Genomic DNA, 23,457 nt, shown 5'->3' with positions numbered 1-23,457 from the left:
GACGACCCTGCCCTCAACGTCGCTTTCAGGAACGAATCCACCATGTCCATCGACCGCCGTCTGATGCTGCTGGGCCTTGCCGGGGTCGGCGCGATGGTCGGCGGCTGCGGCGGCGTGGCGAACGGGCTGACCGGCGGCGGCGACTACGGCTCCCGCATGCCCCTGCCGCAGGATTCGCGCGGCGATCGGGTCAGGAATGTGGGCCGGACCTCCTTCCCGGAGATCGGCTTCGCCGACTGGACCGAGGCCGAGCCGGAATACGTGCTCTATCCGGGCGACGAGATCGAAATCGCCACCCCGACCGCGGTCGAGCTGACGCGGACGCAGAAGATCGGGCCGGACGGGCGGATCTCGCTGCCGCTGGTCGGCCAGATCATGGCCGCTGACCGCACGATCGCCGAGGTCGAGGCCGATGCATCAGCCGCTTACGCCAGCCAGTTGCGCCGGCCGGTGGTGGAGGTGACGCTGAAGACGGCGGGCCCCCTGAAGGTCTGGGTCGATGGCGAGGTGCGGACCCCCGGCGTCTACGACATGGCGGGCGACATCGATGCGTATCAGGCTGTCATCCAGGCTGGCGGCTTCCTGCCGACGGCGCGCCAGAACGAGGTGGCGCTGATCCGGCGGGGGCCCGGCGGGGTGCGGATGATGCGGGCGGTGGATCTGCGGCCCCGGCGAGGCGAGGTGGTGGCCCTGCGGCGCGGCGACATCATCTTCGTGCCGCGCTCGACGCTGGGCGAGGTGGCCAATTTCGTCAGCCTGTTCCGCAACGCCCTGCCCGTCGGGTTCAGCTACGCCATCGGCGGGCAGTATCAGAGCTTTTAGTGGCTAGTGGCTAGTGGCTAGTGGCTAGTGGCCAGGTTGTCCGCCCTGTTTGCGCCTTGCAAGGGATCCTGAAAGGGCCGCAAGCATTCGGCTGATTTCATCTGCCGTTGCGAGAAGCGCGTTCGCGTCGCTGGCCGGAACATAGCCAAGTCGTTGTGCGAGAAATAACTGGGTTTCAGCCTCGGCAAGCGACCCTTGGGCGATGCCGACAAACTGGATGAACTCTCCGGTGCTCCGCCGCGCCGCGCCTTCGGCGATGTTTGACGCGACTGAAATGGCCGAACGCCTGATCTGGCTGATAAGTCCGAAGCGTTCGTCGCGGGGCCAATGCGCCGTGGTTTCGTAGATCGCTTCGGCCCAATCCAGGGCGCGCCGCCAGACCTTGAGGTCCCGATAGCTGGTGACGGTTCCCTCGGTCATTCGCCCCTCCAACGGACGACAACCGATACAACCTTTAGTCACTAGCCACTAGCCACTAGCCACTTCCCGGCAATCACGCAGCCAGACTAACCACGCCCGCGTCGATCCAGCGGCGGGCGGCTTTCTGGGCCTCGGCGATCTCGTCCTGCTCCATCTCCTGGCTCATCTCGCGGCGATAGACGCGCGCTTCGATGCTGCCCTTCATGGCGGCGAGGTTGAAGATCATATGGGCCGAGACGCGATCCATCGGGCAACCGCCCTGGCCGCTCGAATACATCATGCCCAGCCGGAACAGATCATCGCCGTTCATGTCGGCGGTCGGCAGGGGAAGCCCCTGCTCCTGATCGACTTCCGGCGCCATTTCTTGCGCGTTCATCACCGTATCTCCCGGGTTTGGGGCCGTTCTGGCCCTGCCCTCTGACAGCGATCAAATACCCGCGGTTTGAAGTTAAAGTTAACAGCGAAACGGCCCGCCAAACTTTTCAGTAAAGCAGGAATGAATACTCACGAAACGATTCAGATCTCTGAAATCTCTCGTAAATCTCCCGGTCATACCGGCTAACGAAGAGTCACCGGGCCCGTTGACCGAACAGGACCTTGCGCGCCGCCTCGGCCGACCTGCCCGAGGCCGCCAGATTTCCTCGCAGGGCCTCGCCCAGCGCCCGGCCGGCGATCACCCCGGGGCGTTCGCCGACGCGCTTCATCCAGGCGGCGAGGTGGGGAAACTCGTCCAGACTCTGCCCCTGATGGTCCGGCAGGATCCACGGCCAGCTGGCCATGTCGGCGATGGAATAGTCGCCGGCCAAAAAGTCACGGTCGGCCAGTCTTCGGTCCAGAACGCCGTAAAGCCGGTGCGTTTCGTCGGTGTAGCGGCGCACGCCATAGGCGATCTGGCGCTGATCCTTGATCAGGGCGGGGGCGTACTGGCGGAAATGGTGCGTCTGACCGGCCATCGGCCCCAGTCCGCCGACCTGCCAGAACAGCCACTGGTCGACCTCGGCCTTGCCGCGCGGATCCTGCGGATAGAATTTCCCTGACTTCACCCCCAGGTACTGCAGGATGGCCCCCGACTCGAAGATCGACAGTGGCCGGCCGTCGGGTCCGTCCGGATCGACGATGGCTGGCATGCGGCCGTTCGGACTGATGGCCTGGAAGGCCGGGGAAAACTGCTCGCCCGCGCCGATGTTCACCGGCTTCATCTCATAGGCCAGGCCCATCTCCTCCAGCGCGATGGAGATCTTCCAGCCGTTGGGCGTGGGCCAGTACCAGAGTTCGATCGGACGAGGCATGAGGGGTTCCTGAAACGGCAGCGCCTCAGGTGGGCGCCCTGGCCGCCCCGCACAACGGCGAACCTGACAACCGCGTTCAGGATGAGTTCATCGCCGCGGGCAGAGCGTGAGTCATGATTAACGGCGGGAAATCACCTTTCCTGCCCACCCTGGAGACTGATCATGAACCGCTTCACCAAGGCCGCCGTGCTGGGGTTGGTGCTGGCCACCGCCGCCCCGCTGGTCGCTGAGGCCCAGAGCCGCGGCGACCGCAGAGAGAACCGCCGCGAATATCGCGAGGATCGGCGGGACGACCGTCAGGACTTCCGCCGGGAACGCCGCGACGACCGCCGCGACTGGCGCAACGGCGAGTACGACAACCGCCGCGAATTCCGCCAGGACCGGCGGGACGATCGACGCGACTTTCGCGAGGAGCGCCGCGACGACCGTCAGGATTTCCGCCGGGACCAGCGCTGGGACCGCGACAATCGCGACTGGTGGCGTGGCCGGGCCGACTTCCGCGACTATCGCGGCGCCCGCAGCGGCTACTGGTATGCCCCAAGCTACGGCTATTATCGGGTAGAGCCGCGCTACTATAATCAGCGCTGGTCGCGGGGCGGTTATCTGCCGTCGGCCTACCGCAGCTACTACGTTCGCGATCCCTACACCTACGGTCTGCGCCCCGCGCCGCGCGGCTATCGCTACGTCCACGCCGGCAATGACATCGTCATGATCGCCATCGCCACGGGTCTGATCGCCAGCGTCCTGTCCGGCGCGTACTAGAACCTCGACCATCACCTGGGAAGCGCCCCGCAGGTTCGTCCGGCGGGGCGCTTTTCTGTCCGAAAGTTAACCTTGAGACGGCGTTCGTTCAGTCACGGTTCATCGACCAGGCGCGACCTTTGGATCAAGCCGTCTGACAGGGACGTGCGGGGAAGAATACGAGAATGAAACGCTCACTCATGATGGCCGCAGCCGTGGCGGCCTTCGCCTTGCCCGCGGTCGCGCCGCTGGCGGCTCTGGCCCAGGACGGCGAACAGGCCGGCGGCCGCCGGGGCGCCGCCCGCCAGAACGGCGGCGAGGAACGCGCCGCGGCCCGCGCGGAAGCCCGGGCGCAAGCGCAGGCGGAAGCGCCGCGCCAGAACCGCGAACAGCGGCAGGAAAACCGCGAACAACGCCAGGAGAACCGGCAGGAACGCCGCGAAGAGCGGCAGGAGGCTCGCCCCCAGCCGTCCGAGAACCGCGAGCAGCGGCAGGAGAACCGGCAGGAGCGTCGGGAAGACCGGCAGGAGAACCGCGCGCAGCCGCCTCGCGATCCGAACCAGCCCCTGTTCCGCAACCACCAGGACATCCTCGACGCCCGCGCCCGCGAGGCCCGGCAGCAGAACCGGCAGGAGGATCGGCAAGACCGCCGTGAAGACCGGCAGGAACGCCGCGCCGACCGTCCCGACACCCCGCCCCGGAACCGCGAGGAACGTCGCGAGAACCGTCAGGACCGACGCGAAGACCGGCAGGAGAATCGCCAGGATCGACGTGAGGACCGCCGCGAGAACCGTCAGGACCGGCGCGAATACCGCGAGTTCCGCCAGCGCTTCGACAGCGGTTCATGGCGGCGCGACTGGAACCGCAGCCACCGGTCCGACTGGTGGCGCAACGACCGGCGTTTCCGGGGCTATAACGGCCTGCGGATCGGCTTCTATTTCGCGCCTGGCCATGGCTACTACCAGGTGCCGCGGAACTACTGGGGCCAGCGCTATCACGAAGGCCAGTACCTGCCTTCGATCTTCTGGCGCTACCAGCTGAACGACTGGCGCACCTACGGCCTGGGCTATCCGCCCGAGGGGACGCGCTGGGTGCTGGTGGACAACCACATCTATCTGATCGACGCCTACGACGGCTACATCATCGACGTCATCTACGACGCCTGGCGCTGGTAGTTCGTCAGCCCACGGAACAAGCGCCGTCCGATCGCGAGATCGGGCGGCGTTTTCGCATCCGGATGGAAGGTTGCGGCGGCGCGCGCGACGGGCCAGAACCGGCGCATGACCGACGCGGCGATCAGCGACAAGACACGCGGCGAGGAAGTCCCCTCTTCCCGCGCCCCCCAGCTGCACCTGTCCGAAGAGCTGATGCAGTCGCCGACGCGGTTCTTCAACCGCGAGATCTCGTGGCTGGCCTTCAACGGCCGGGTGCTGGAAGAGGCCGCCAATCCCGCCCACCCGCTGCTGGAACGCCTGCGCTTCCTGTCGATCTCGGCCAATAACCTGGACGAGTTCTTCATGACCCGCGTCGCCGGCCTGAAGGGCCAGGTCCGTGAGCGTGTGCGGGTCCTGTCGTCCGACGGCCTGACGCCCGCCGAACAGCTGGACAAGGTCAATGTCGCCGCCGGCGCCCTGATGGCCGAGCAGCAGCGGCGCTGGCGCAAGCTGCGCAAGGAACTGACCATCGCCGGCATCGAGGTGGTCGACGCCGACAAGATCACCAGGACCGAGCGGGACCGGCTCGAGCCCGAATTCCTCAACCAGCTGTTCGCCGTGCTGACGCCCATGGCGATCGACCCGGCCCACCCCTTCCCCTTCCTGCCCAACCTCGGCTTCTCGCTGGCGCTCAAGCTGAAGCGGCGCTCGGACAACCGCGCCCTCTACGCCCTGGTGCCGGTGCCGACACAGGTGAAGCGGTTCTGGCCGCTGGCCACCGACGGCCGCTCCAAACCGGGCAAGAGGCGCTACGTCAGCCTGGAAAGCCTGCTGACCCTGTTCATCGACCACCTGTTCCCCGGCTGCGACGTGCTGGAACGCGGCGTCTTCCGCCTGATCCGCGACAGTGACATCGAGATCGAGGAAGAGGCCGAGGATCTGGTCATGGAGTTCGAGGAGGCGCTGAAGCAACGCCGCCTGGGCTCGGTGGTGCGCATCAAGATCGAGGCGTCCATGCCGGACGACCTGCGCACCTTCATCACCGACCAGCTGGACGCCGCGCCGCAGGACATCGTTCTGGTCGCCGGCATGCTGGGGCTGGCCCAGGTCGCCGACCTGATCCCCTCGGGCCACCCCGACCTGAAGTTCAAGGGCTATGAGCCGCGCTATCCCGAGCGCGTCCGCGACAATGGCGGCGACATCTTCGCGGCGGTCCGCGAGAAGGACATGCTGATCCACCACCCGTTCGAGAGCTTCGACGTGGTGGTCCAGTTCCTGCGCCAGGCCGCGCGCGACCCCAACGTCATCGCCATCAAGCAGACGCTGTACCGGACATCCAAGGACAGCCCCATTGTCGCCGCCCTGATCGAGGCGGCCGAGAACGGCAAGAACGTCACCGCCCTGGTCGAGATCAAGGCCCGCTTCGACGAAGAAGCGAACCTGCGCTGGGCCCGCGCCATGGAGCGCGCCGGCGTCCACGTCGTCTTCGGCTTCGTCGAATGGAAGACCCACGCCAAGCTGAGCGTCGTCGTGCGGCGCGAGGGCGAGGCCCTGCGGACCTACTGCCACTTCGGCACCGGCAACTATCACCCGGTGACGGCGCGGGTTTACACCGACCTGAGCCTGTTCAGCTGCGATCCCATGCTGGGGCGCGACGCATCGCGGGTGTTCAACTACATCACCGGCTACGCCCAGCCCGACGAGCTGGAGGCGCTGGTCGTCTCGCCCCTGAACATGAAGACCACGCTGATCGACCTGATCGGCAAGGAGATGGCGGCGGCGGCGCAGGGGAAACCCGCGGCCATCTGGGCCAAGATGAACTCCCTGGTCGATCCCGAGGTCATCGACGCCCTGTACCGCGCCAGCCAATGGGGCGTGCGCATCGAACTGGTGGTGCGGGGCATCTGCTGCCTGCGGCCCGGCGTCGAGGGCCTGAGCGAGAACATCCGGGTCAAGTCCATCGTCGGCCGCTTCCTGGAGCACAGCCGCATCGTCGCCTTCGCCAACGGCCGCGACCTGCCGCACAACAAGGCCAAGGTCTTCATCTCGTCGGCAGACTGGATGAACCGGAACCTCGACCGCCGGGTCGAGCTTATGACCCCTGTGCTGAACGCCACCGTTCATGACCAGGTGCTGGACCAGATCATGGTCGCCAATCTGAAGGACGACGCCCAGAGCTGGGTGTTGTCCGCTGACGGCGCCTATCAGCGGGTTCAGCCCGCCGACCCCGAGCGTCCCTTCTCGGCGCACAAATACTTCATGACCAACCCCAGCCTGTCGGGTCGCGGCCGCAAGGTGAAGACCCTGCCCGGCCAGCTCAGCTACGAGCCCTCGCGGAAGAAACGCTGATGCCCGAGGCCCTGCTGTCGGCCATCGGCGAGCCGCGCGACGTCGCGGCCATCGACATCGGCTCGAACTCGGTCCGCCTGGTCCTGTACCGGCTGGAAGGCCGGGCGATCTGGACCGTGTTCAACGAGAAGGTCCTGGCCGGTCTCGGTCGGGATCTGGCGGCCACCGGCCAGCTGTCGGTCGAAGGCGCGGCCCAGGCCCTGACGGCGCTCAAGCGGTTCGCCGCCGTGATCGAGGGCGTGCGTCCCGCCCTGGTCTTCGTGGCGGCCACGGCGGCCGTGCGCGAGGCCTCCGACGGTCAGGCCTTCTGCGACAGGGTCGCAGCCGAAACCGGCCTCAAGATCCGCGTCCTGTCCGGCGAGGAAGAGGCCCGCTACGCCGCCCTCGGCGTTCTGGCGGGCATCCCGGACGCGGAAGGCGTGGCGGGCGATCTGGGCGGCTCAAGCCTTGAACTGGTGCGCATCTCGGGGGGCGAGGTCGGGCGCGGCGTGACCCTGCCGCTGGGTCCCTTCGCCCTGGCCGACGAGAACGGATTCGACGCCGACCGCCTGCGCGGCGCGATCGGCAAACGGCTGAAGCCGGCGGCGGACTACAAGGCCGACACCCTCTACGCCGTGGGCGGCGCCTGGCGGACGCTGGCCCAGGTGCATATGGAGCTGACGAGCTATCCTCTGCGCATCGTCCATCAGTATGCGATGGGCGCCGAGGAACTGCTGGCCACGGCCCGGCTGATCGCGAGGGCCTCGCGGCCGTCGCTGGAAAAATGGCCCGGCGTGTCGAAGAAGCGGGCCGACACCCTGCCCCATGCCGCCCTGGTGCTCGAAGCCTTGATCGAGACCCTGCAGCTGAAGCGTGTCGTCGTCTCGGCCTGGGGCGTGCGCGAAGGCATGCTGTATGAGGCGCTGGAGCCGGAGATCGCCGCCGCTGACCCTTTGCTGGCCGGTTCGTCGGCCCTGGGCGCCCGGCAGGGCATTTCCCCAACCCTTCCCGGGGCGCTGAAGGGCTGGATCGCGCCCCTTCTCGCGGCCATGCCCGTGACCTTCGACAAGGTCCGCGACGACGTCCTGGCCGACGCCGCCTGCCGTCTGGCCGACCTCGGCGCCCGGCTGCATCCGGACCACCGCGTCGAACTGGCCTTCGACCAGGTGTTGCGCGCCCCGGTGCCCGGCCAGACCCACGCCGAGCGCGCCTACCTGGCGACGGCGGTCAACGCCCGCTACGGCGGCCCCGGCGGGACGCCCGAGCCCAACACGGTGACGCGCCTGTTGACCGAGGAACAGCGGCAGGGCGCGCGCGCGCTCGGGCTGGCGATCCGGCTGGCCTGCGACCTGTCCGGGCGCGCGCCGCAGCTGCTGGCCAACGCCCGCGCCACGGTGAAGGACGGGATGCTGATGCTGACGGCGTCCGACGGCTACGCCGACGTGCTGCTGGGCGAACAGACGCGGCGGCGCGGCAAGGCGCTGGCCGAAGCCCTGGGGCTGAAACTCGATATCCGCAACGGCGGCTGAGGCTCAGTCGCCCATCCACCAGCGCAGACGCAGGTCGCGCACGGTCTGGCCCCCGGCGGTCAGGGTTCCGGTCACGACGACGCCCTCGTCGCCGAGATTGCGCCGCGAGGTCGCCAGGGCGCCCTGATTGATCCGGCCTTCGAAGCGCACGGGGCCCAGTTCGGTCGAGGTTCCCTCGAACTCGATCCGGTCGTCGGAGACGGCGTATCGCGTCGGCAGCACCCGGGCGGTCACGCTGCGGGCCTCGCCCAGCTCGGTCTCGACCATCGGACTGGTGGCGTCGTTGAACTGCAGCATGACCGGGGCGAAGGTCGTCCCGGAGTCGGCGCCCTTCCAGGCCTCGAACTCGAACGCCTGGCCGACGAAGATGTGGTCGAAGGCCCATTTGCCGATCCGCACCTCGCTGGCGGGCATGTAGTAGCCCGAAACGTCGGATGTCACGGCGTAGCTGGACGCGCTGGCGGCCGGAGCCGGAACCGCCGGCGCGCCGGCCGGCTCGGCGGGCCGGTCGCAGGCGGTGACGGCGAGCACGGCGAAGACGGCGGCGAGAGTTCTGATGCGCATGGGATCCTCCGGCGCCGAGCCGAGCACGCGTTTCGGTCAGTGTCGAGCCCTATCGGTCCAGCGCTGCGTCCAGGGCCCGGAACGAGGCGATCGAAAGCTCGGTCGCGCTGATGAAGACCGAGGGCGTGATACGCTCGAGATCGTCCGACGGGCGGTGATAGTCGGGGTGATAGTTCACGCCCAGATAAAGGAACGGCACCTGCGCCCTGTGGAAGGCCGCGTGGTCCGACGACTCGACCCAGTTGTCCTCGCCCGTGTCCTGCGGCGTGTCCTTTCCGAACGCCAGGGCGACGGCGCCATTGGCGGGAAGGGTTTCCAGAATCGGGCGGAAATTCGGGTGCTGCCAGGTGCCCGTGACCCACAGCTTGCCGTCCGTTTCGGCGCGGGCGGTCATGTCGAAATTCAGGTTCATGGCGATGGAGGCCAAGGGCACCGGCGGGGCCTCGACGAAATGCTTCGCTCCCAGCAGGCCATGCTCCTCGCCGTCCAGGGCGACGATCAGCACGCTGTGCTCCGGGGCCTGGCGCTTCAGCTCCGCCGCCAGGGCCAGCATGGTGGCGACGCCGGAGGCGTTATCGTCGGCGCCGTTGAAGACCTGACCCTCGGCGTTCGTCCCGACGTGGTCGTAGTGGGCCGTGACGACGATGTAGCGGTCCGTGACGCGCGTCCCGGGGATCAGGCCGATGACGTTGACGCCGTTGTACGTCTTCGGTCCCGCCCGGGTGCGGCCCTGCATTTCCCACGGCTGCAGCCGGCCCATCGGCGGGGCCACGACGCCCAGGCTGTCCAGCCGGCCGACGATGTAGTTGCGCGCCATCTCGCCGCCCGGCGCGCCTGTATCGCGCCCCTGCATGTCGTCAGCGGCCAGGATGCGGACGTCCTCCAGCAGCCGGGTATGCATGACCGAGGGCGCCGGCGCGGCCACCACGGGCGGCGCGGTTTCGCCCGTTCCCAATGCCCCGCCGCAGGCCGAAAGCATCAGGGCGCCCCCGAGGGCGGTCGACAGGGCGAGAAGGCGGACGTGCAGCATGGGGGCTCCTTGGAATCGGCGAGACGCTAGCGGGGCGCGGCGGCGCTGTCAGATTAACTCGCCGTCATGCCGGACCGTTCGGCCGCAATCGACCGTCGCCTCTCGAAAGCCGCGCGGAGGCGATGCTAGAACGGGGACCGCAATCCTTCTGACGAGCCGCGCATGTCCGAGACCCCCGCCGATCAGCTGACCGAGTCCGCCGCGCGCGAGGAACTCGACCGGCTGGCCGCCGAACTGGCCCGGCACGACGCCCTCTATCACCGCCAGGACGCGCCCGAGATCTCGGACGCCGACTACGACGCACTCAAGCGCCGCGCGCTGGAGATCGAGGAGCGCTTCCCCGATCTGACCGGCCCGGCCTCGCCGTCGCAGGTCGTCGGCGCCGCCGGCTCCAGCCAGTTCGCCCCGGTGCGCCATGGCGTCCCGATGCTGTCGCTGGACAACGCCTTCGACGCGGCCGAGGTCGCCGATTTCGTGGCCCGCATCCGGCGCTTCCTCAAACTGCCCGCCGACGAGCCGGTGGCCTTTGTCGCCGAGCCCAAGATCGACGGCCTGTCCGCCAACCTTCGCTACGAAGATGGCGCGCTCGTCACGGGCGCGACACGCGGCGACGGGCGCACCGGCGAGGACGTCACCGCCAACCTGCGCACCCTGAAGGACATTCCCGAACGTCTGGCCGGCTCGGGCTGGCCCGCCGTGGTCGAGGTGCGGGGCGAGGTCTACGCCCCCAACGAGGCCTTCGACGCCTTCAACGCCGCGGCCGAGGCGGCCGGAACGCGGACCTACGCCAACCCGCGCAATTTCGCCGCCGGCTCGCTGCGCCAGAAGGACCCGACCATCACCGCCGCCCGGCCGTTGCGCTTCTTCGCCTATGCCTGGGGCGAGACGTCGGAGCCCCTCGCCGAAACCCAGGCCGGCGCGCTCGAGGCCCTGAAGGGATGGGGCTTCCCGGTCAACGACAGGTCGCGCCGCGTCGAGGACGAGACGGGCCTGCTGGCCCTCTATGACGGCCTGCAGCGCGACCGGGCCGGCCTCGGCTATGACATAGACGGCGTGGTCTACAAGGTCGACCGGCTGGACTGGCAGGCGCGGCTGGGCTTCGTCGCCCGCACGCCCCGCTGGGCCATCGCCCACAAATTCCCGGCCCAGCAGGCGCAGACCGTGCTGGAAGACATCGACATCCAGGTCGGCCGCACCGGCTCGCACACGCCGGTGGCGCGGCTGCAGCCCGTCACCGTCGGCGGCGTGGTCGTCCGCAGCGCCACCCTGCATAACGCCGACGAGATCGCCCGGCTTGATGTGCGTCTCGGCGACACCGTGACCCTGCAGCGGGCGGGCGACGTCATCCCGCAGATCCTCGGCGTCGTCGACGCGGACCGCCCGGGGCGTGGCGAACCGTGGGTCTTCCCTCACCTCTGCATCTGCCCCTTGAAGACGGCGCTGGTGAAGGAAACCAACGCCTCGGGCGTCGAGAGCGTGGTGCGCCGTTGCACGGGCGAACTGGCCTGCCCCTTCCAGCGCATCGAGCACCTCAAGCATTTCTGCAGCCGCCGCGCCTTCGACGTCGAGGGACTGGGCGAGAAGCAGTTGATCGCCTTCCACGAGCGCGGCTGGGTCAACGAACCTGCCGACATCTTCCGTCTCGCCCGCGACCCGGAAAAGCTGAACGCCCTGCGCGGCGAGGACGGCTATGGCGAGACCAGCGTGCGTAATCTTGTCGCCGGCATCGACGCCCGCCGCACCATCGCCCTGGACCGCTTCATCTACGGCCTCGGCGTCCGCGACATCGGCGAACAGACCTCCATCGTCCTGGCCCGCGCCTTCGAGACCTGGCCCGCCTTCGAGGCCGCCTGTCTCGCCGCCGCCGAGGGCATTCCGAGCGAGGACTGGGTCCGGCTGAACGAGGCCCACGCCGTCTCGCCGCGCGTCGTTGCGACGCTGGCCGAGGCCTCGCCGCCCGCCGCCGATCCCTGGCCCGAGGCGCCGATCGACCAGAAGATCGCCCTCGCCTTCCCCGGCCTCGCCGCCCCCGCCCGGCGCGGTCTCGCGACCCTCGCCGACGACTGGGCCGGTCTGGTCCGGCTGGCGGCCGTGGCCCGCCACGAGGGTCCCTCCGAAGGTCTCGGCCAGATCGCCGGCGTCTCGGGCGTCGGCCCGGTGGCGGCGCGGGCGCTGGCCCTGTTCTTCCGGGAGACCCACAACCGCGCCATGGTCGACGCCTTGGTGGCCGAGATGGACCGGATCGAGGACGCCGAGAAGCCGAAGTCCGACACCGCCGTCGCCGGCAAGACGGTCGTCTTCACCGGCGCCCTGGAACGCTTCACCCGCGACGAGGCCAAGGCCCGCGCCGAAGGCCTCGGCGCCAAGGTGTCCGGCTCGGTGTCGAGGAAGACCGACTACCTCGTGGCCGGTCCCGGCGCCGGCTCCAAGATGGCCGACGCCCTCAAGCACGGTGTCACCGTCCTGACCGAGGACGAATGGCTGGCCCTGATCAGCTGACTTGATCGCCGCTTCGAATGGCGTTATTTAACATTTCGGTTAAATAAAGATTCCGGGGCCGACATGGCGAAGACCGATTTCCGCACTGTCGAGGACTATCTCGCCACCCGGTCCGAGGAAGAGCGCGCCGTGTTGCTGAAGATGCAGGCCGCCATCCTGTCCGCCGTGCCGGAGGCGGAGGCGGTGATCAGCTACCAGCTGCCTGCGTACAAGGCCGACGGCTGGATTTTCTATATCTCCGCCTTCACCAACCACTACAGCCTGTCCTGTCCGCCGCCGTTCTTCGAAGGGTTCAGGGACGAGCTCTCGGCGTACGCCGTTTCGAAATCGGCGGTCCAGTTTCCCAAGGATCGTCCGCTTCCGTACGAACTGATTTCTAGAATGGCCAAGGTTAAGGCGCGGGAAAACCATGAACGGGCGGCGAAGCAGAAGATTTGAGCGGAGCCTCCGCACAACCTTAATCAATAAATCACCGAAACTGGTTTCAATGGCTTCATGGCCAGTACCCTTGTCGCCGACGGGCTGGAGGCCCGCGCGAGCGTCGAGCGCTTCTCCACCCATGAGCTCGGACCCACGCTCGAACGCTTTCAGGCCTCGGGCATGCTTGAGGAAGGCCGCATCAATCTGATCGGCCTGGACGCCATCGCCGAGCGGCTCGGCGACAAATGGGAAGTCCGTCAGGAACAGATCTACGACCACGTTGAACGCTCGCTGACCCGCCACCTCGAGGGCGGCGGCTTCTTTCAGAGGGTGTCCCCGACCGACTACCTCGTGGTCCAGCCCGGGCTGGGCAAGTTCAACGCCCAGGTCTCCTGCCTGCTATATCTGCGCGAGCTGTTGAGCCATTTCCTTGGCGGCGCCGCGCCCGAGGCCGCCGATGTTCTGGAGGTCACCAGCCTGAGCGGCGGCCGCATCTTCGCCGCCGAGATCGACCGGGCCCACGCCATCGCGGCCGCCAGGACCGAACCGCCTGTCGTCCTGCCGGAGTCGGACAACCTCCCCACGCCCTGGAACCCCTTCGTCGCGGCGGATGGACGGACCCTGCGGGTGTCCTGCCATCTGGAGCCGGTGTTCGAGCTGAAGACCTTCGCCCAGATCGGCTTCCGCATCGTCCGCCGCGTCCTGATGATGCCCGGCGAGATCGAGCTCAACACCCAGGAACTGCGGAACCTGACCACCGCCGACATCGAGAAGGTCGACCTCGCCACGATCGCGCGGGGCGTCAGCCGCCTGCAGTCGGAGCAGGGCAACGCCAAACAGCCGACCCTCTTTCTGCCGGTCTCCTATACGACCCTGTCCAGTCAGCGCGGACGAGGCCCGCTGATCGCCCGCTTCAAGGAGGCGACGCGGGGTGTCGAAAAGGGTCTGATCTGCGAGATCAACGACATCGAGGGCGTGCCCGGCAGCGCCCTGGCCGCCGTGACCGTGCTGATCAAGCCGTTCTGCGTGATCGTGGTCGGCAAGCTGCGCGACGCGCCCGGCCGCACGCCCGAAGATCTGCGCGGCGTTCGCCTTCAGGGCGTGGCCTTCGAGGCCGGCCAGCATCCGCTGGAACCGAATGAGTTCTCGGTCTGGGCCGAACGGGCGATCACCAATGCGCGGCGCGTCACCCGCTCGGTGATCATCCATGGTCTGTCAGGGCCGGAATATCTCGGTCTGGCCGGCCTGGCCGGCGCCACCCACGCCAGCCTGGCGGCCCGGCGCGCGCCGGCGCCGGGCCCGGCTCCGACCAGCGGTTTAGCCTAGCGATTCAGGGCCGCCCGCGCCGCCTCGGCGTAGCGATGACCCGAGGCCGCGCCCTTGGGGAAGACCGCGTCGATGCGGGCCAGATCGTCGGCGCTGAGCACGATGTCGGTCGCCGCCGCATTCTCTTCCAGAGTCCGGATGCGACGGGTGCCGGGTATCGGAACCAGGTGGTCGCCCTGCGCCAGCACCCAGGCCAGGGCCAGCTGCGCCGCCGTCACGCCCTTGTCCGCCGCGATCTCCGCCACGGCCTTCACCAGATCGATGTTCTTCTGGAAATTGTCGCCCTGGAAGCGCGGGTTGGAACGACGGAAATCGTCCGGGGCCAGATCGTCGACCGACTTGATCTCGCCGGACAGGAAGCCACGCCCCAGCGGGCTGTACGGCACGAAACCGATGCCCAGTTCCTCGCAGGTGGCCAGCAGTTCATCCTCGGGCTCGCGGCTCCACAGCGAATATTCGGTCTGCAGCGCCGTGATCGGATGCTCGGCATGCCCGCGGCGCAGGGTCGCCGGCGAGGCCTCCGACAAGCCGAGGAAGCGCACCTTGCCCTCCTTCACCAGTTCGCCCATCGCACCGACCGTCTCCTCGATCGGCGTGTTCGGATCGACGCGGTGCAGATAGTAGAGATCGACGTGGTCCATCCCCAGCCGCTTCAGGCTGCCCTCGATGGCGCGTCGTACGTTCTTCGGCGTGCCGTCGACGGCCAGGGCGGTGCGATCGGCGTTGTAGCCGATGCCGAATTTGGTCGCCACGAACGCGCGGTCGCGGCGGTCGGCCAGGGCCTTTCCGACCTGGATCTCATTGGTATGCGGGCCGTACATCTCGGCCGTGTCGAGGAAGGTGACGCCGAGGTCGAGCGCGCGATGGATCACCGCCGTCGCCTGCCCCTCGTCAGAGGGCTTCCCATAGAAGGCGGCCATGCCCATGCAGCCCAGGCCGATGGCCGAAACTTCGGGACCCGAACGGCCCAGCGTGCGCGTCTTCATGAGCGCTCTCCTTGAAATGTGGGGGGCCGGCGACGCATCCGCCGACCCGACGCATATGGGCGCCGTTCGGCCTTATTTCAAGGGGGCCGCCTGCGCCTTCAGCCAGTCCAGCGCTGCCCCGTCCAGCAGCGGCCCGACCTTGGCCAGCACCTCCGCGTGATAGGCGTCGACATAGGCCCGCTCGTCCGGGGTCAGCAGGGCGACGCCGATCAGCTTGCGGTCCAGCGGCGCCAGGGTCAGCTGCTCGAAGCCGTGCATCGGCCGCTCGCCGCCGGGAATGGGCGCGGGCGGCGTGACAACCTGCAGGGTCTCGATGCGGATGCCCCAGTGGCCCTCGCGGTAATAGCCGGGCTCGTTGGACAGGATCATGCCGGTCAGCAGCGGCTGGGTGTTGACCGCCTTGGCGATGCGCTGCGGCCCCTCGTGGACGCCCAGATACGAACCCACGCCGTGGCCGGTCCCGTGGTCGTAGTCGAGGCCCGCCATCCACATCGGCAGCCGCGCCAGGGCGTCCAGCTGATGCCCCGTCGTACCGGCGGGGAAGCGCACCACGGCCATGGCGATATGGCCCTTCAGCACCAGGGTGAACATGCGCCGCTGGTCGGCCGTCGGCTCGCCCACGGCGACCGTGCGGGTCACGTCCGTGGTGCCGTCCAGATACTGGCCGCCGCCGTCCACCAGCAGAAGACTGCCCTTCTCCATCCGGCGGATGGTGCGGGTGACCGGCTTGTAGTGCGGCAGGGCGCCGTTCGGCCCCGCCCCGGCGATGGTGTCGAACGACAGGTCCTTCAGCGCCCCGGTGGCCTCGCGGAAGCCCTCCAGCGCCTCGGCCACCTGACGCTCGTCGGGCAGGGTCTCCTGTCCGACCGTGTCGATCCAGTGCAGGAAGCGGGTCAGGGCGGCGCCGTCGCGGATATGGGCCTGACGGGTCCCCTCGATCTCGACCGGATTCTTGGTCGCGCGCGGCAGGGTGCAGGGGTCCATGCCGCGCACCACGGTCGCGCCGGCGGCCGTCAGGCGGTCGAAATACCAGGCCGGGGACTGGCCCGGATCGACCAGAACCTTCCGGCCCGACAGGGCGTCCAGCGCGCCCTCCAGCGCCTCGGGCGCCTCGACCGTCACCGCGTCGCCCAGCCAGCCGGGCAGCTCATTGGTCACCTTGCGCGGGTCGAGGAACAGCCTGGCCGTGCCGTCCGCCTTCACCACCGCCTGCCCCAACGGCAGGGGCGTGCGGATCACGTCGCCGCCGCGAATATTGAACAACCAGGCCAGCGAGGCGGGCGCCGTCAGCACCGCCGCGTCGGCTCCGGCCTTCGCCACCGCCTCGCCGATTCTCGCGCGCTTGGACGCGCTGCTTTCGCCGGCATAACGATCCTCGTGCGGCACGACGGGCGCGGTCGGCTGGCCCGGGCGTTCATCGGCCCAGGCCAGATCCAGAGGGTTCGGTTCGACCGCTTTCAGCTCGGCGCCGGCCTTCGCCGCGGCCCGCTTCAGCCGCGCCAGCGCATCGGGACTGTGCAGCCGCGGATCGTAGCCGATCACGGAGCCTTTCGGCGCGCGTTCCAGGTAGCTGGCCACGCCGCCGCCCTCGAGGTCGAGAATCTCGAACTGCTGCGCATCGACCTGGGCCCGGACCTGAACCGTGTAGCGCCCGTCAGCGAAGACGGCGGCGCGGTCCTTCATGACCACGCCCGCGCCGGCCGAGCCCGTGAAGCCGGTCAGCCAGGCCAGCCGGTCGTTGGCGGCGGGCAGATATTCGTTCTGGTGTTCGTCCTCGTGCGGGACCAGCAGGCCGTCGAGGCCCTGCTCGGCCATCTTCGCGCGGACGCGGGGAAGGTGTTTGGCCCCGAAGGACGGATCGGTGGTTTCATCGAAGGACTGGCGCATGGGCGAGGCATAGCACTGCGGCCACGGTGATGGGGAGAGGCAACCCATCCTTCTCCCCTTGGGGGAGAAGGTGTCCCGAAGGGACGGATGAGGGGGGGGTCGAAGACAAACTCGGACCAGCCGATTTACCTGGGCATCCCCCTCATCCGTCGCGCTACGCGCGCCACCTTCTCCCCCGGAGGGGAGAAGGATTTGGACGCCTCTAGTTCTGCGGCGCGGTCGGCGTGACCACGGCGACGCCGCCGTTCGCGGGCGCAGGCGCCTGGACCTGGCGTTCGATGATCACCGGCGAGGAGGAACGCGCCTCGGCGGCGCGGGCCTCGCTGGCGGCGCGGACCGCCTCGGCCTGCGAGCGGGCGGCGTCGGCGCGGGCGATGTCGACGCTCGCTTGCGCGCCCGCGACCTGGCCCTGGATCAGGGCCGAATCGGCCTGGGCCTGGGCGGCCGCCGCATCGGCCTGGGCCTGCAGCAAGGCCTCGTCCGTCTGCGGCTCTCCGCCACGCGCGAACAGGATGAACAGCACGGCGATGATGACGAGCCCGCCGAGGATGCCGGCGATCCACCAGCCGGTGTTGTTGGACTCACGAACCACCGTGGTCTCCACGGTTTCGGTAGAGACGGGCGCGGTGGTCGTCACGGTCTCGGTATAGACCGGCGTGCCGGGGGGTACGCTGTTGGGGTCGTTCGGATCGTAATGGGTCACAAGGCAGTCCTCCAATGAACTGCCGGAACGGCTGCGCTTCGCCTCCGTTCCCGTTAACCCACCCGCCTCAGAACCAGGGCGCTCCACGCGTCTCTATGGATGCGCCGTTCCAGAATGAAGCCGCGCGACAGATAGGCCGCCGACACGCGCCGCTCCTGGGTCCGCAACAGGCCCGAAAGGATGGCGACGCCGCCGAGGCTCAGCGCTTCCTTGATGTCCTGCGACAGCGAAACCAGAGGCGGGGCCAGGATGTTGGCGAACACCAGATCGTAGGGCCCCTGCCCCCGCACCTTGCGGTCGTTGAGGCCGAAGGCGTGGACGAAGCGGGCGTTGGCCTGGTTCAGTTTCGCGTTCTCGTTGGCGATGCGCACGGACGGCTGGTCGATGTCGGTGCCGACTGCGACCTTCGATCCCGTTTTCGCCGCCGCGATGGCCAGAACGCCCGTGCCGCAACCCACGTCCAGGACCCGCTCGAACCGCTCGCGCTTCAACAGCTCGTCGAAGGCGACCAGACAGCCCACCGTCGTGCCGTGGTGGCCGGTGCCGAAGGCCGCGCCGGCGTCGATCTTCAGATTGACGGTGTTGCTCGGCACAATGCCCTGGTCGTGGGCGCCATAGACGAAGAACCGTCCCGCCCGCACGGGCGGAAGGCCCGACAGGGACATGGCCAGCCAGTCGGCGTCGGCCAGCTTCTCGACCACGACGCTCAGGCCGTCGTGCGCCTTCAGTCGGGCCTCGATGCCGCGCGCGTCATCTTCATCATTCGGAAAGGCGTCGATCCGCCATATGCTGCGGTCCTCGTCTTCCTCGAGGATCGAATAGGTGGCGCCTTCCAGCAAGGGATCGGAATCCAGCGATGCGGCGGCGGCTTCGGCGACGCTACGCGGGCCTCTGGCGATTATTTGAACTGCGGACTCGGACATTTCTCAAACACCGGTATCATAACGAATCGAGACGCGCGCTGGCGCGCTCTCCTGCGCCAGCATCAACCAACTAAACCGAGGGGTCGGGGAATCCATGGCTAAAGCACCATCCAAGCCGAGTACCGCCAAACCGAAGGCGGCCGTGGCCGCTTCCAAGCCGAAACCGGCGACAAAGTCGAGCGCCGCGCCGAAAGCCGCTGCGAAACCCGCCGCCAAGGCCGCTGCGCCCAAGGCTGCCGTCAAGCCGGCCGTGAAGGCTGCGCCGAAGGCCGCCGCGGTCAAGAAGCCCGCGACGAAGACGGTCGCTCCGGCCAGGGCCGCTGCGCCCAAGCCCGCCGCGGTCAAGAAGCCCGCCGTGAAGAAGGCCGCCGCGAAACCGGCTGTGAAGGCCGCGCCGAAAGCCGCCGCCAAACCCGCAGCGAAGAAGCCCGCCGCCAAACCGGTTGCCGCGCCGAAGCCCGTCGCCGCGAAACCGGCGGCCGCTCCGGCCGCCGCGCCGAAGCCGGCCGCCGCCACCGCCGCACCCACTCCCAGGCCCGTCGCCGCCGCTCCGGCTGCGGCTCCGAAACCGGCCGCTCCCAAGCCTGCCGAGAGCAAGGGCTTCCTGTCCGGCCTGCTCGACGCGATCTTCGGCAAGAAGTAGCCGCCGACGCCTGAACGACAAAGCGCCGGCGGATCGCTCCACCGGCGCTTTTTCGTGCCCGGCCTGCGCCGGAAAACTCAGTCCTGCGGCAGGTCTTCGGCCAGAATCGCCATCTCGAACATGAAGCTGCCGGCCTCGTCCTCGTCCTCGAAGACGACGCCGATGAACTCGTCGCCGACATAGACTTCGCACGAGTCATTGGGCTTGCCGCGCGGCTTCAGGATGATGCCGCCCGTGTTGAAGGTGCGCTTCAGGTGCGTCTCGACGCGCTTCATGTCGGCGGTGTTCATGGTCGGCCTCGGTGGTCTCGTGAAGCCGCGGACCCTAGAGAAACCCGCCCGGCAGGGAAACCCCGGATTGCTGTCTCCTCCCCATCGCAGATGGGGAGGTGGATCGGAGGCGAAGCCGACGAGACGGAGGGGGCGACTCGATGACGGGAATCGGCGATCCACCGGCCCCGCTGGCGTCGCCCCCTCCGTCACGGCGCGAAGGCGCGCCGCGCCACCTCCCCACGACGTGGGGAGGAGACGTGTCAGATGACGAAGTCGTAGACGATGTCGGCCAGCGTATGGTCCATGGTCCGCGCCGGCGTCGCCCCGGTGGGGCAGTTGACCAGCCGCGCGGGCACGCCCGCGACCGTGCATCCGGCCGGCACGTCCTTCAGCACCACCGAGCCGGAGGCCACCTTGGCGTAGTCGCCGACGGTGATGTTGCCCAGCACCTTCGCGCCCGCGCCCAGCAGGACGCCCTTGCCGATCTTGGGATGACGATCACCGCGCTCGGCGCCGGTGCCGCCCAGGGTGACGGCGTGCAGCATCGACACCTCGTCTCCCACCACGGCGGTCTCGCCGATGACGATTCCGGTGCCGTGGTCGAGAAACAGGCCCGAGCCCATCCGCGCCGCCGGGTGGATGTCGACCTGGAACAGCTCGGAAATCCGGCTCTGGAAGTGGAAGGCCAGCGCTTCGCGCCCCTGCCCCCAGAGCCAGTGCGCCACCCGGTGCGCCTGCAGCGCCTGGAAGCCCTTGAAGTAGAGGAACGGCTGCAACAGCGTCTTGATCGCCGGATCACGCTCGGCCACCGCCTGCAGGTCGGCCTCGGCGGAGGCGACGATCGCGGGATCGCCGTCGAAGGCGTCGCGGCAGATCTCGCGCACCGACATCGCGCCCAGCTCGCTGTCGCCCAGCTTGCGCGCGATCTGGAAGCTGAGAGCCGAGGCCAGGTCGTTATGCGACAGGATCACCGCGTTCAGTTGCGAGGCCAGATGCGGCTCGGCGCGCACGGTGTCCTCGGCGGCGGCGCGCAGCAACGCCCATGGCTCATTGCGCGCGGCCACGACTTCCAGCTTGGGCATCGGAGTCTCCATCGCCTGCATCATACGCTCGCCAGCATGGCCTTCGCCAGTTCGGGCGGCAGTTCGCCTTCCCGCGCCATATGGTAGGCCCTGAGCGCCGTCGCCAGCGTGAACATATCCCGGATCGCCCCCGTGCCGATCTCGTGCAGCAGATCGCCGAACGGCACGCGGACCACGCGGATGATCTCGGTCGGATCGGGGGCGACCGGAACCGGCGTCAGGCCCCAGGCGATCCACGCCATGGCGCGTTCGTCGGTGACGGAGTTGCTCATCTCGGCCTTGTAGGCGGGGATCCACGTCGCCGCCTCCAGCCCGGCCTCCTCCATCAGTTCGCGCCGCGCGCCCTCGATCGGGTCCTCGTCGAACGGCGCGCCGCCTTCGGGCATCTCCCACGACCAGTTCATCAGGGCGAAGCGCTGCTGCCCGACCAGGGTCACCGTCCCGTCCTCGTGCACGGGCAGCACCCCGACCGACAGATTGCGCGGCCGCATGACGGCATAGTCCGCCTTGAACCCGGTCGGCGCCGTCGCGTCATGCCGCGTCAGCCGCATCCACGGGCTTTCGAACAGGACGCTGGAGCCATGGTCGGTCCATGGCGGCGGCTGGTCGCTTCCGTCGTCCCAGCCGGGCAGCGGGCGGTCGGCGTCGAAGGCGGCGCGGGAATCGGTCATGACGTGCGTATGGCGGCGGACCGTTGCTCCCGCAACGGCGCCCGCCGTTTGACCTCGCGCGCTGGCGACGCCATGTGAGCCGCATGACACGCCCCGCCCTGCCACGCTTCGCCCTCGGCGATTCCCTGCCTGCCCCGACCGCCTCGGACGAAATGCGTCTCAGGCTGGCGACCCGCCGCTCGGCCCAGGCCCAGGCCCTGATCGGTCCCGGTCCCTCCGCCGCCGAGATCGAGGAAATCCTGACCCTCGGCGCTCGCAGCCCGGACCACGGCAAGCTGTTTCCGTGGCGTTTCGTCGTCCTGGGCCGCGGGACCCGCGCCGCGCTCGCAGAGGCGTTGACTCCCCTGGCCGCCTTCCAGCCCCAGCCCGATCAGGCCCGCGCCACCCTGGGCAAGCTGATCGCCGCGCCCGTCACCCTCATGGTCGTGTCCGCCCCGGTCCCGAACGCCAAGGTCCCCGAGTGGGAACAGCAGATGTCGGCCGGCGCCGTCTGCATGAACCTCGAACACGCCGCCAACGCCCTCGGCTACGCCGCCAGCTGGATCACCGACTGGTACAGCTACGATCCCCAGGCGCTGGACGTCCTCGACGTCGGCGGCGGCGAGCGGGTGGCGGGCTTCATCCATATCGGAACGCTGGCGGAGGCGCCGCTGGAACGGCCCCGGCCCGATCTGACCGACAAGGTGACGTACCGGCCCTAGCCCTGCAGGCTCGTTGTCAGCAGGATCGTGGCGACGCCCATAAGCAGCGTCGTCGCGACCAGGGCGGCGATCAGCAGGCATTCGATGGCGTCCGGGCGTCGGCTCATGTCGCTCTCCTGCCCGAAGGGTACAGGGATTCGGCGCTATCGCCGCTCCCCCGAGACATACGTCCGGTCCAGCAGCGGCTTGCCCAGCCAGTAGGCCAGTTCGGCCGGGCGGGTAATATCCCACACCGCCAGATCCGCCGCCCTGCCGGCCTCCAGCGTCCCGATCTCGCCGCCCAGCCCCAGCGCCTTCGCCGCGTGCCGCGTCGCCCCCGCCAGCGCCTCTTCGGGCGTCAGCCGGAACTGCACGCAGGCCAGGGTGATCGCCGCCGTCATCGAGGTCACCGGCGAGGTGCCCGGATTGCAGTCCGTCGCCACGGCCATGGCCACCCCGTGCGCGCGGAACAGATCGATCGGCGGAAGTGTCGTCTCGCGCAGCATCAGCCAGGCCCCCGGCAGCAGCACCGCGACCACCCCGCCCTCGGCCATGGCCCGCACCCCCGTCTCGGTGGTGTGCTCGACATGGTCCGCCGACAGGGCCTCGTACCGCCCCGCCAGCGCCGCCCCGCCGCCGTCCGACAGCTGGTCCGCATGCAGCTTGACCGGCAAACCCAACGTCCGCGCCTTGTCGAACAACCGCGCCACCTCGTCCGCCGAAAAGGCGATGGGCTCGCAATAGGCGTCGACCGCGTCGACCAGCCCCTCGGCATGCGCCGCCGGCAGGATGTCGTCGATGGCCAGATCGACATAGGCGGCCCGGTCCGTGCGGTGTTCCGGCGGCACCGCGTGCAGGCCCAGATAGCTGGTCCGCACCCGCACCCCCGCCTCGCGCCCGATCCGCCGCGCGACGCGCAGCATCTTCAGCTCGGTCTCGCGGTCCAGCCCGTATCCCGACTTGATCTCGACGGTCGTCACCCCCGTCGCCTTCAGCCCCGCCAGCCGGTCCAGCGCGCTCGCATACAGCGCCTCCTCCGACGCCGCCCGCGTCGCCGCCATGGTCGAGACGATGCCGCCCCCGGCCCGCGCGATCTCCTCATAGGTGGCGCCGTTCAGCCGCTGCTCGAATTCACCCGACCGGTCGCCGCCGAACACCAGATGGGTATGGCAGTCGATCAGTCCCGGCGTGACCCAGCGCCCGCCCAGCCGGTCGGTCTCCGCCGCCTCATGCGCCGGCAGGTCCGCCCGCGCCCCGACCCAGACGATCCGCCCGTCGCGGATCAGGATCGCCCCGTCCTCGATCGCCCCATAGGCCTCGCCGCCCTCGACCATGGTCGCCAGCCGGCAGTCGGTGATGAGCCTGTCCGCGCGGATCATCGTTTTCCGCTCATCCCGGCGAAAGCCGGGACCCAGTTCTGTCCAGCGTGACGCCGGCGTTCAAGGACGTCGCGCCGCTTGAGCCGGCCGCCACCGATCGCCCAAAGAA

The 23,457-nt window shown here is 68.9% G+C and carries 23 protein-coding genes; 9 read left to right on the top strand and 14 right to left on the bottom strand.

The genetic code is table 11. The annotated features are described in order from the left end of the window. The first annotated feature begins 42 nt into the window (after window positions 1-42). Complete coding sequence (locus tag PSV23_RS08200) at window positions 43-822, top strand: polysaccharide biosynthesis/export family protein (RefSeq protein ID WP_300467736.1); 780 nt, start codon at window positions 43-45, stop codon at window positions 820-822. Between the two features lie 24 nt (window positions 823-846). Here the strand turns inward: PSV23_RS08200 and PSV23_RS08195 are convergent, their stop codons facing one another. The 3 genes from PSV23_RS08195 to PSV23_RS08185 all read right to left on the bottom strand — a co-directional run bounded on the left by PSV23_RS08195 (window position 847) and on the right by PSV23_RS08185 (window position 2,531). Next, window positions 847-1,242 (bottom strand): four helix bundle protein, encoded by a 396-nt coding sequence (locus PSV23_RS08195; RefSeq protein ID WP_300467734.1) that lies wholly within the window; start codon window positions 1,240-1,242, stop codon window positions 847-849. Between the two features lie 73 nt (window positions 1,243-1,315). After that, on the bottom strand, window positions 1,316-1,618 hold the full coding sequence (locus tag PSV23_RS08190; protein ID WP_300467732.1) for a sel1 repeat family protein: 303 nt from the start codon (window positions 1,616-1,618) through the stop codon (window positions 1,316-1,318). Window positions 1,619-1,811: 193 nt separating this feature from the next. Then, complete coding sequence (locus PSV23_RS08185; RefSeq protein WP_300467730.1) at window positions 1,812-2,531, bottom strand: glutathione S-transferase family protein; 720 nt, start codon at window positions 2,529-2,531, stop codon at window positions 1,812-1,814. Between the two features lie 162 nt (window positions 2,532-2,693). Here PSV23_RS08185 and PSV23_RS08180 point away from each other — a divergent pair, with 162 nt between their 5' ends. The 4 genes from PSV23_RS08180 (at window position 2,694) to PSV23_RS08165 (ending at window position 8,283) form a co-directional block, all read left to right on the top strand. Continuing rightward, complete coding sequence (locus tag PSV23_RS08180) at window positions 2,694-3,293, top strand: RcnB family protein (protein WP_300467728.1); 600 nt, start codon at window positions 2,694-2,696, stop codon at window positions 3,291-3,293. A 164-nt stretch (window positions 3,294-3,457) separates the two neighbouring features. After that, entirely contained in the window at window positions 3,458-4,447 is a 990-nt protein-coding gene (locus PSV23_RS08175) for an RcnB family protein (protein ID WP_300467725.1), read from the top strand. Between the two features lie 105 nt (window positions 4,448-4,552). Further along, window positions 4,553-6,775: an RNA degradosome polyphosphate kinase gene (locus PSV23_RS08170; protein ID WP_300467722.1), complete on the top strand. Its 2,223-nt coding sequence runs from the start codon at window positions 4,553-4,555 to the stop codon at window positions 6,773-6,775. Then, on the top strand, window positions 6,775-8,283 hold the full coding sequence (locus tag PSV23_RS08165) for a Ppx/GppA phosphatase family protein (RefSeq protein WP_300467720.1): 1,509 nt from the start codon (window positions 6,775-6,777) through the stop codon (window positions 8,281-8,283). Before PSV23_RS08170 ends, PSV23_RS08165 begins: the two co-directional genes overlap by 1 nt. Window positions 8,284-8,286: 3 nt before the next feature. On the opposite strand, the gene PSV23_RS08160 is transcribed toward PSV23_RS08165, so the two are convergent. Both PSV23_RS08160 and PSV23_RS08155 read right to left on the bottom strand, forming a co-directional pair. Then, complete coding sequence (locus PSV23_RS08160; protein WP_300467718.1) at window positions 8,287-8,847, bottom strand: hypothetical protein; 561 nt, start codon at window positions 8,845-8,847, stop codon at window positions 8,287-8,289. 49 nt (window positions 8,848-8,896) lie between these two features. Then, on the bottom strand, window positions 8,897-9,877 hold the full coding sequence (locus tag PSV23_RS08155) for a M28 family peptidase (protein ID WP_300467716.1): 981 nt from the start codon (window positions 9,875-9,877) through the stop codon (window positions 8,897-8,899). Window positions 9,878-10,039: 162 nt separating this feature from the next. On the opposite strand from PSV23_RS08155, the gene ligA reads away from it, so the two are divergent. The 3 genes from ligA (at window position 10,040) to PSV23_RS08140 (ending at window position 14,122) form a co-directional block, all read left to right on the top strand. Continuing rightward, window positions 10,040-12,376, top strand: a complete 2,337-nt coding sequence (gene ligA / locus PSV23_RS08150; RefSeq protein WP_300467714.1) for an NAD-dependent DNA ligase LigA — start codon at window positions 10,040-10,042, stop codon at window positions 12,374-12,376. A gap of 63 nt (window positions 12,377-12,439) precedes the next feature. Continuing rightward, entirely contained in the window at window positions 12,440-12,814 is a 375-nt protein-coding gene (locus PSV23_RS08145) for a DUF1801 domain-containing protein (RefSeq protein WP_300467712.1), read from the top strand. A 57-nt stretch (window positions 12,815-12,871) separates the two neighbouring features. Further along, entirely contained in the window at window positions 12,872-14,122 is a 1,251-nt protein-coding gene (locus PSV23_RS08140; RefSeq protein WP_300467710.1) for a hypothetical protein, read from the top strand. Here PSV23_RS08140 and PSV23_RS08135 read toward each other — a convergent pair. The 8 genes from PSV23_RS08135 to PSV23_RS08100 form a co-directional block, all read right to left on the bottom strand. Then, window positions 14,119-15,108, bottom strand: a complete 990-nt coding sequence (locus PSV23_RS08135) for an aldo/keto reductase (protein WP_300467708.1) — start codon at window positions 15,106-15,108, stop codon at window positions 14,119-14,121. The genes PSV23_RS08140 and PSV23_RS08135 overlap by 4 nt on opposite strands. Window positions 15,109-15,180: 72 nt before the next feature. Further along, window positions 15,181-16,995 carry an aminopeptidase P family protein gene (locus tag PSV23_RS08130; RefSeq protein ID WP_300467706.1) on the bottom strand — a complete coding sequence of 605 codons (1,815 nt, stop codon included), beginning with the start codon at window positions 16,993-16,995 and terminating at the stop codon, window positions 15,181-15,183. Between the two features lie 202 nt (window positions 16,996-17,197). Further along, on the bottom strand, window positions 17,198-17,698 hold the full coding sequence (locus PSV23_RS08125) for a hypothetical protein (RefSeq protein ID WP_300467704.1): 501 nt from the start codon (window positions 17,696-17,698) through the stop codon (window positions 17,198-17,200). A gap of 53 nt (window positions 17,699-17,751) precedes the next feature. Next, complete coding sequence (locus PSV23_RS08120) at window positions 17,752-18,621, bottom strand: 50S ribosomal protein L11 methyltransferase (RefSeq protein WP_300467702.1); 870 nt, start codon at window positions 18,619-18,621, stop codon at window positions 17,752-17,754. 3 nt (window positions 18,622-18,624) lie between these two features. Further along, complete coding sequence (locus PSV23_RS08115) at window positions 18,625-19,257, bottom strand: hypothetical protein (protein WP_300467700.1); 633 nt, start codon at window positions 19,255-19,257, stop codon at window positions 18,625-18,627. Window positions 19,258-19,341: 84 nt separating this feature from the next. Further along, window positions 19,342-19,554, bottom strand: a complete 213-nt coding sequence (locus tag PSV23_RS08110; protein WP_055832479.1) for a DUF3126 family protein — start codon at window positions 19,552-19,554, stop codon at window positions 19,342-19,344. Between the two features lie 242 nt (window positions 19,555-19,796). After that, on the bottom strand, window positions 19,797-20,618 hold the full coding sequence (gene cysE, locus PSV23_RS08105; protein ID WP_300467697.1) for a serine O-acetyltransferase: 822 nt from the start codon (window positions 20,616-20,618) through the stop codon (window positions 19,797-19,799). Window positions 20,619-20,638: 20 nt separating this feature from the next. Continuing rightward, window positions 20,639-21,289, bottom strand: a complete 651-nt coding sequence (locus tag PSV23_RS08100; protein ID WP_300467695.1) for an NUDIX hydrolase — start codon at window positions 21,287-21,289, stop codon at window positions 20,639-20,641. Window positions 21,290-21,372: 83 nt separating this feature from the next. On the opposite strand from PSV23_RS08100, the gene PSV23_RS08095 reads away from it, so the two are divergent. After that, entirely contained in the window at window positions 21,373-21,990 is a 618-nt protein-coding gene (locus tag PSV23_RS08095) for a nitroreductase (protein WP_300467693.1), read from the top strand. A gap of 143 nt (window positions 21,991-22,133) precedes the next feature. On the opposite strand, the gene hutI is transcribed toward PSV23_RS08095, so the two are convergent. Then, a complete protein-coding gene (gene hutI / locus PSV23_RS08090) occupies window positions 22,134-23,345 on the bottom strand; it encodes an imidazolonepropionase (RefSeq protein ID WP_300467799.1) in 1,212 nt (403 codons plus the stop codon). Window positions 23,346-23,457: the final 112 nt, after the last annotated feature.

Source organism: Brevundimonas sp. (genome assembly GCF_029946145.1).
Classification (GTDB): Bacteria; Pseudomonadota; Alphaproteobacteria; order Caulobacterales; family Caulobacteraceae; genus Brevundimonas.
Note: the sequence above shows the minus strand (reverse complement) of the source record. Positions and strands in the feature narration are given on the sequence as shown.

Excerpts from the sequence above, each read along its gene's own strand:
- PSV23_RS08200 (WP_300467736.1), top strand. The coding sequence starts at position 43 with ATGTCCATCGACCGCCGTCTGATGCTGCTGGGCCTTGCCGGGGTCGGC.
- PSV23_RS08195 (WP_300467734.1), bottom strand. The coding sequence starts at position 1,242 with ATGACCGAGGGAACCGTCACCAGCTATCGGGACCTCAAGGTCTGGCGG.
- PSV23_RS08190 (WP_300467732.1), bottom strand. The coding sequence starts at position 1,618 with ATGAACGCGCAAGAAATGGCGCCGGAAGTCGATCAGGAGCAGGGGCTT.
- PSV23_RS08185 (WP_300467730.1), bottom strand. The coding sequence starts at position 2,531 with ATGCCTCGTCCGATCGAACTCTGGTACTGGCCCACGCCCAACGGCTGG.
- PSV23_RS08180 (WP_300467728.1), top strand. The coding sequence starts at position 2,694 with ATGAACCGCTTCACCAAGGCCGCCGTGCTGGGGTTGGTGCTGGCCACC.
- PSV23_RS08175 (WP_300467725.1), top strand. The coding sequence starts at position 3,458 with ATGAAACGCTCACTCATGATGGCCGCAGCCGTGGCGGCCTTCGCCTTG.
- PSV23_RS08170 (WP_300467722.1), top strand. The coding sequence starts at position 4,553 with ATGACCGACGCGGCGATCAGCGACAAGACACGCGGCGAGGAAGTCCCC.
- PSV23_RS08165 (WP_300467720.1), top strand. The coding sequence starts at position 6,775 with ATGCCCGAGGCCCTGCTGTCGGCCATCGGCGAGCCGCGCGACGTCGCG.
- PSV23_RS08160 (WP_300467718.1), bottom strand. The coding sequence starts at position 8,847 with ATGCGCATCAGAACTCTCGCCGCCGTCTTCGCCGTGCTCGCCGTCACC.
- PSV23_RS08155 (WP_300467716.1), bottom strand. The coding sequence starts at position 9,877 with ATGCTGCACGTCCGCCTTCTCGCCCTGTCGACCGCCCTCGGGGGCGCC.
- ligA (WP_300467714.1), top strand. The coding sequence starts at position 10,040 with ATGTCCGAGACCCCCGCCGATCAGCTGACCGAGTCCGCCGCGCGCGAG.
- PSV23_RS08145 (WP_300467712.1), top strand. The coding sequence starts at position 12,440 with ATGGCGAAGACCGATTTCCGCACTGTCGAGGACTATCTCGCCACCCGG.
- PSV23_RS08140 (WP_300467710.1), top strand. The coding sequence starts at position 12,872 with ATGGCCAGTACCCTTGTCGCCGACGGGCTGGAGGCCCGCGCGAGCGTC.
- PSV23_RS08135 (WP_300467708.1), bottom strand. The coding sequence starts at position 15,108 with ATGAAGACGCGCACGCTGGGCCGTTCGGGTCCCGAAGTTTCGGCCATC.
- PSV23_RS08130 (WP_300467706.1), bottom strand. The coding sequence starts at position 16,995 with ATGCGCCAGTCCTTCGATGAAACCACCGATCCGTCCTTCGGGGCCAAA.
- PSV23_RS08120 (WP_300467702.1), bottom strand. The coding sequence starts at position 18,621 with ATGTCCGAGTCCGCAGTTCAAATAATCGCCAGAGGCCCGCGTAGCGTC.
- PSV23_RS08110 (WP_055832479.1), bottom strand. The coding sequence starts at position 19,554 with ATGAACACCGCCGACATGAAGCGCGTCGAGACGCACCTGAAGCGCACC.
- cysE (WP_300467697.1), bottom strand. The coding sequence starts at position 20,618 with ATGCCCAAGCTGGAAGTCGTGGCCGCGCGCAATGAGCCATGGGCGTTG.
- PSV23_RS08100 (WP_300467695.1), bottom strand. The coding sequence starts at position 21,289 with ATGACCGATTCCCGCGCCGCCTTCGACGCCGACCGCCCGCTGCCCGGC.
- PSV23_RS08095 (WP_300467693.1), top strand. The coding sequence starts at position 21,373 with ATGACACGCCCCGCCCTGCCACGCTTCGCCCTCGGCGATTCCCTGCCT.